Raw genomic sequence first — 5,500 nt, 5'->3', positions numbered from 1 at the left:
AACCCGCATCATCAGCTTGGAAGGCTGAGGTAATAGCCATTATACGATGCACGCAACACGTAACTCTGTTTGAGCTATTTAACCTTTAGAATATGGTGGAGAGGGACGGATTCGAACCATCGAAGGCAGTGCCAACAGATTTACAGTCTGCTCCCTTTGGCCACTCGGGAACCTCTCCAAATTTTGAGCTTTCTCTCGCTTTCCTTAAAGGAAGGGAGAAAGTGGTGCCGACTACCGGAATCGAACTGGTGACCTACTGATTACAAGTCAGTTGCTCTACCTACTGAGCTAAGTCGGCACAAGTGGGGCGCATTTTATTGAATGATTTTCCACCTTGCAATAGCAAATTGAAAAAAAGTGCAAAATTCTCTGAGCAAACTCCTACATACGGCTATTTAGCTCAAGGTTTACGTCTTTAACCCGCATCTAGTACAGGAAGATATTTTATTTATCTATCGCTTGATGTATTTTCCATGCACTTGTTTTGTTATCCACTATAGAGTTTTGTATGAGCCCATTTATGTCATTTGACCGCGAACGTTGGTCTGAGCTAAGGAATTTAGTTCCGATGACACTTTCTGAGAGCGACTTAAAAGAGCTTCAAGGCATCAATGAAAAGCTCACAATGGAAGAGGCAGTTGAGATCTATCTACCGCTATCTCGTCTATTGAACCTCTATGTGGCAGCTAGACAGAATAGAAACTCGGTACTCCACCAGTTTCTAGATAAGAAAGAGAAAGCGCCACCTTTTATCATAGGTATTGCGGGTAGCGTAGCCGTTGGCAAAAGTACCACTGCGCGTCTGCTTAAAGCCCTACTCTCTCGCTGGGAAAACCACCCAAAAGTTGAACTAGTGACAACCGATGGCTTTTTATATCCAAACGAGGTGTTAGAAGAGAAAGGGTTGATGAGCAAAAAGGGCTTTCCGGAGTCTTACGATATCAAGCGTTTAGTGAGCTTTGTTTCGGATGTAAAGGCATGCAAGAGAAATGTCACAGCCCCCGTTTACTCGCACCTTACGTACAACATTACTGATGACGTTAAGTGCGTCGACCTACCAGATGTGCTTATTATTGAAGGGCTTAATGTTTTACAAACCGGAATGAATTATCCACACGAGCCACATCGCGTGTTTATTTCAGACTTCCTTGATTTCTCACTTTATGTTGACGCCGATAGCCAACAAATCAAAGAATGGTACGTCAATCGCTTTATGAAATTCCGCGATGGTGCGTTTACTAAGCCTGGCTCTTACTTTAGTCATTACACTAAATTATCGAACCAAGCCGCATTGGATAAAGCGGAAGGTATCTGGAGTTCAATTAATGGCTTGAACCTTGAACAGAATATCCTTCCGACACGAGAAAGGGCTCACTTGATTCTACGCAAAGGCGCAGATCATATGGTTGAAGAAGTATTACTAAGAAAATAGTAACGCCTTAGTCGCCTTTTCTTAGCGATATCTCGCCACCAATATAGCTCTCGACACCATTCTCAGTTTTGAGCAATACAGCACCTTGTTCATCGATGCCTTGAACAACACCTTCAATTTCTCTAGGTCCAATGATCAATCTAACATTGCGACCTAAGAAATTATCCAAGCGGTTCCAACGCTCTACAAAATTGGACATCCCTTTCAACTCATAGTCGACAAGTGACTTATCCCAAGCATTGATCAGAGCCTGCGCTAACTGGTTACGGTCTGGCACCTTCCCATCACACACTTCTTTAAGGGAAGTCCATGGCTGGCCAATACCTGATGTTGTTGGATCCATGGATAAGTTTAGCCCTAAACCAATCACAATATGCGCAGCGCCACCAGACTGTCCTGACAGCTCGACCAAGATACCTGCAAGCTTCTTATCATTGTGGTAGAGGTCGTTCGGCCATTTGAGCTTTACACCTTCTACACCCATCTCTTCCAAAGCTTCAACAACAGCAACACCAACAACAAGGCTTAAGCCCATCGCGGCAGCCATCCCTGCGTCAAGTCTCCAATACATTGAAAGATAGAGGTTTGCAGCGAATGGCGATACCCACTCTCGTCCACGGCGTCCACGACCCGCTGCTTGATATTCCGCAATACAGACAGAGCCCGATTCGAGGGTGTTAGTACGCTCTAATAGGTGCTGGTTTGTAGAACCTATGATGGGAATCAGCTCAAGAGAAGCATCGCGACTAACTGCAGACAATTTTTCTTGGTCAAGCATATCTAAACGGCTAGCTAGCTTGTAACCCTTGCCTTGTACTCGATAGATATCTAAACCCCATTCTTGAATACCCTTAATGTGCTTACTGATAGCCGCTCGTGACACACCAATCATTTCACCTAGGTCTTCACCAGAATGAAACTCACCGTCAGCAAGGCATCTCAATAGTGCAAGCTTGGTACTGTGTTCTCTCATGCCAATGACTCCAAAGCCTTGTCTAGGTTTGTCTCGCAGTCTCGTCCCATAAAGCGCACTTCATGTTCCAATCGAATATCGAATTTATTCAAGACGGACTGGCGCACTCGCTCTGCAAGCTTAAGGATATCCACAGCAGAAGCCTCATCATAATTGATGATAACCAATGCTTGGTTGGGGTGAACCTGAGCGCCACCTTCTGTCACCCCCTTGAACTGGCATTGATCAATCAGCCAGCCAGCCGCAACTTTGATCATGTCATTATTCTCATAGCCGACAATGTTTGGATATAGAGCTAACAAGCGATCAAAATGATCTTTGGTGATCACAGGGTTTTTGAAGAAGCTGCCCGCATTCCCTTGTACCCTAGGGTCTGGCAGCTTAGTTGAACGGATAGCACACACTTCATCAAATATAGTGCGAGGGGAGAACGTATCGGCTGCTAGGCTTTTTAACGGGCCATAGTGATTGCATGGCTCCCACTCTTTCGGCAACGTTAAACCAATCGCAACGACAATCGCTTTACCGTAGAGAGCGTGTTTGAAAATAGAATCTCGGTAACCAAAGAGACACTCTTCTTTGCTTAATCGCTTAACTGTATAAGTATCCAGACACAGGATATCGACATACTCGCATACATCTTGCAGCTCAACACCATACGCACCAATATTCTGAATTGGAGCAGAGCCTGAACAGCCGGGTATCATTGCTAGGTTTTCTAGACCACCCAACCCCTTATCCACACTCCACTCAACCAAGCTTGGCCAATCTTCGCCACCACTTACATGCAGTAGGTGATGACTGTCCGTCTCGGCCAGCTCAATCCCGGCTAATTTATTCACGATGACCAGGCCAGCGAAGTGCTCAGTAAAAAGCATATTACTGCCCTTACCCAGTATTAACTTAGGCAAAGCTGACCATTTAGGGTCTTTGTAAAGCGAAATCAGTTCTTCGGTAGTGGTGACTTCAACCAACGCATCACAAGTCTGATCGATGGAAAAAGTATGAACATTTTTTAAACTAGCATTGAGATGGAATTGCATGGCGATATTCAATTAACTTACACTGCGGTCATTCTACAGCAGATAAACCAATGGCGCAGTGACTGAATGAACAATGTCATCATTACTCAATTAGACCCAGTAAAGGTTCCCCTAGTTAAACGTTTCTATAAAGAACACTACCCAACGGGAAAAGCGAATAAGAGTGAACTGATCTACTCGTTATTGCTGGATGACGAGCTGTGCGGTGTCGTGCGTTTTCGTACAATAGAAAATAATCGTTTACTTACTGGAATGGCGATATCAAAACAACATCGCGGTCAGCAATTAGGCTCCCAGCTTATGGATTATTGTGCGCAACATACGCTTTCTGAAGACGATTACTGCTTTGCTTACGCTCATCTCACCAATTTTTATGCGCGACACAAATTCGTGCAAGTAGACCCTAAAGATCTACCAAATGGTTTAAGAGTTTTATACGAGCGCTATTCGAATAGCGGAAAAGATCTCATTCCTATGCATTATCAGCAAAATTGTTAGAGAATGCCTCGATTATCTAGTATTTGGTGCTATCCCTTTGGTAAAATTAAAGGTTCGCAATTTTGCATATTTTTAAGGTAAAACAGTCAATATGATTGCCAGTAGGAATCCATTCATACAGTTGCCAACCATAGCGCAGAATCCTGACAAGTTTGAAGTACTACTATCAGCGCAAGAGTTTCGAACTCGTCTACTTGATGAGATATCTCGCGCAACGACTCGTATTAGTTTAGTCGCTTTGTATCTTGAAGATGATGAGGCTGGCCGTGAGATCCTAACTGCCTTATATGAAGCAAAGCAAAAGAATCCAGAATTAGACGTGAGCGTTTGTGTCGATTGGCACCGAGCGCAGCGTGGATTGATTGGTGCAGAGTCTTCTGAAGGCAATGCAGCCATGTATAAAGAGTTTGCAGAAAAATATCAGCATTCTGTGCCTGTCTACGGCATTCCCGTTCGTGGCAAAGAAGTCTTTGGCGTATTGCACTTAAAAGGCTTTATCGTCGATGACAGCGTGATATACAGCGGTGCAAGCCTTAACAATATCTACCTGAATTACCATGACCGCTATCGCTTTGATCGTTACCACGTTTTAAACAACGCGGCTCTTGCTGACTCAATGTTTACCTACGTACACGAACAGATGGTTGCGGACAGCGCTGTTTATGACCTGGCTGATAAGAACAAGCCTGCGACCAAAGAACTGAAACCAGCGATTCGTCAGTTTCGTGCATCATTAGCTAGATCTCAGTATCAATTCGAAGGGCAAGAGGTTTCAGCAGACCAAGTGGCTGTAACACCATTGGTTGGTATCGGTAAAAGACGCAACCGTCTGAATCAAGGTATCAATCAACTCGTCGCTCAAGCTAAAGATGAAATCTTTATCTGCACACCTTACTTCAACTTCCCACCTAGCCTAGCTAAAGAAGTGAAGAAAGCGCTTAAGCGTGGCGTAAAGGTCAGCATTGTTGTTGGCGATAAGACAGCAAATGATTTCTTTATCTCACCAGAAGAAGAATTTAAAACGATTGGTGGTTTGCCATACCTTTACGAACTGAACTTACGCCGTTTCGCTAAAGCGAATGAAGCTCATATTGCTAGCCGTAATCTATCAATTCGACTTTGGCAACACGATTCCAATAGCTTCCACCTAAAGGGCATTTGGGTAGATAAGCGCTACATGTTACTAACAGGTAATAACCTAAACCCTCGCGCATGGAAGCTGGATCTAGAGAACGGTATCTTTATCCAAGATAACTACCATCACCTAACTGATAAGTTCCAAGCTGAAGTGGATAATATCCTTCAACACACTCAGCTTATCTGTACTTATAAGCAGTTAGACAAGGTAGAGAGCTACCCGATGGAAGTTCAGAAGTTGATTCGTAAGATCACTCGTGTAAAAGCCGACAGAGTACTCAAACAAATACTGTAGTCGGTGTATCAAAACACTATTTATCAACGCCTAGCAAACGCTAGGCGTTTTTGTATCTACGAGATAGCGAGATAGCGAGATAGCGAGATAGCGAGATAGCGAGATAGCGAGATAGCGAGATA

At 44.0% G+C, this 5,500-nt stretch carries 5 protein-coding genes and 2 tRNA genes; 3 read left to right on the top strand and 4 right to left on the bottom strand.

The window, feature by feature from the left end:
• Positions 1–93 precede the first annotated feature (93 nt).
• Both AB6E85_RS25630 and AB6E85_RS25625 read right to left on the bottom strand, forming a co-directional pair.
• Positions 94–178, bottom strand: a tRNA-Tyr gene (locus tag AB6E85_RS25630).
• Between the two features lie 44 nt (positions 179–222).
• Positions 223–298 (bottom strand) — tRNA-Thr (locus AB6E85_RS25625).
• 210 nt (positions 299–508) lie between these two features.
• On the opposite strand from AB6E85_RS25625, the gene coaA reads away from it, so the two are divergent.
• A complete protein-coding gene (coaA, locus tag AB6E85_RS25620; RefSeq protein ID WP_086775370.1) occupies positions 509–1,432 on the top strand; it encodes a type I pantothenate kinase in 924 nt (307 codons plus the stop codon).
• Positions 1,433–1,439: 7 nt separating this feature from the next.
• Here coaA and birA read toward each other — a convergent pair whose 3' ends face one another.
• Together birA and murB are read right to left on the bottom strand one after the other, a co-directional pair.
• Positions 1,440–2,405, bottom strand: coding sequence for a bifunctional biotin--[acetyl-CoA-carboxylase] ligase/biotin operon repressor BirA (gene birA / locus AB6E85_RS25615; RefSeq protein WP_372144779.1), 966 nt, complete (start codon positions 2,403–2,405; stop codon positions 1,440–1,442).
• On the bottom strand, positions 2,402–3,448 hold the full coding sequence (murB, locus tag AB6E85_RS25610) for a UDP-N-acetylmuramate dehydrogenase (RefSeq protein ID WP_372144777.1): 1,047 nt from the start codon (positions 3,446–3,448) through the stop codon (positions 2,402–2,404). The genes birA and murB overlap by 4 nt, the downstream gene beginning before the upstream one ends.
• Before the next feature lie 66 nt (positions 3,449–3,514).
• Between murB and AB6E85_RS25605 the strand changes: the two genes are divergently transcribed.
• Positions 3,515–3,946, top strand: a complete 432-nt coding sequence (locus AB6E85_RS25605; protein WP_065677910.1) for a GNAT family N-acetyltransferase — start codon at positions 3,515–3,517, stop codon at positions 3,944–3,946.
• 91 nt (positions 3,947–4,037) lie between these two features.
• A complete protein-coding gene (gene pssA, locus AB6E85_RS25600) occupies positions 4,038–5,378 on the top strand; it encodes a CDP-diacylglycerol--serine O-phosphatidyltransferase (protein WP_081231478.1) in 1,341 nt (446 codons plus the stop codon).
• Positions 5,379–5,500 lie beyond the last annotated feature (122 nt).

Origin of the sequence: Vibrio sp. 10N.247.311.51, from assembly GCF_041467855.1 — a bacterium.
GTDB classification, from domain to species: domain Bacteria; phylum Pseudomonadota; class Gammaproteobacteria; order Enterobacterales; family Vibrionaceae; genus Vibrio; species Vibrio coralliirubri.
The sequence above is the reverse complement of the archived record's forward strand: the minus strand, read 5'-3'. Positions and strand labels throughout refer to the sequence as shown.

Bases quoted from the DNA above. Each gene is read 5' to 3' on its own strand.
- coaA (WP_086775370.1), top strand. From the start codon at position 509: ATGAGCCCATTTATGTCATTTGACCGCGAACGTTGGTCTGAGCTAAGG.
- birA (WP_372144779.1), bottom strand. From the start codon at position 2,405: ATGAGAGAACACAGTACCAAGCTTGCACTATTGAGATGCCTTGCTGAC.
- murB (WP_372144777.1), bottom strand. From the start codon at position 3,448: ATGCAATTCCATCTCAATGCTAGTTTAAAAAATGTTCATACTTTTTCC.
- AB6E85_RS25605 (WP_065677910.1), top strand. From the start codon at position 3,515: ATGAACAATGTCATCATTACTCAATTAGACCCAGTAAAGGTTCCCCTA.
- pssA (WP_081231478.1), top strand. From the start codon at position 4,038: ATGATTGCCAGTAGGAATCCATTCATACAGTTGCCAACCATAGCGCAG.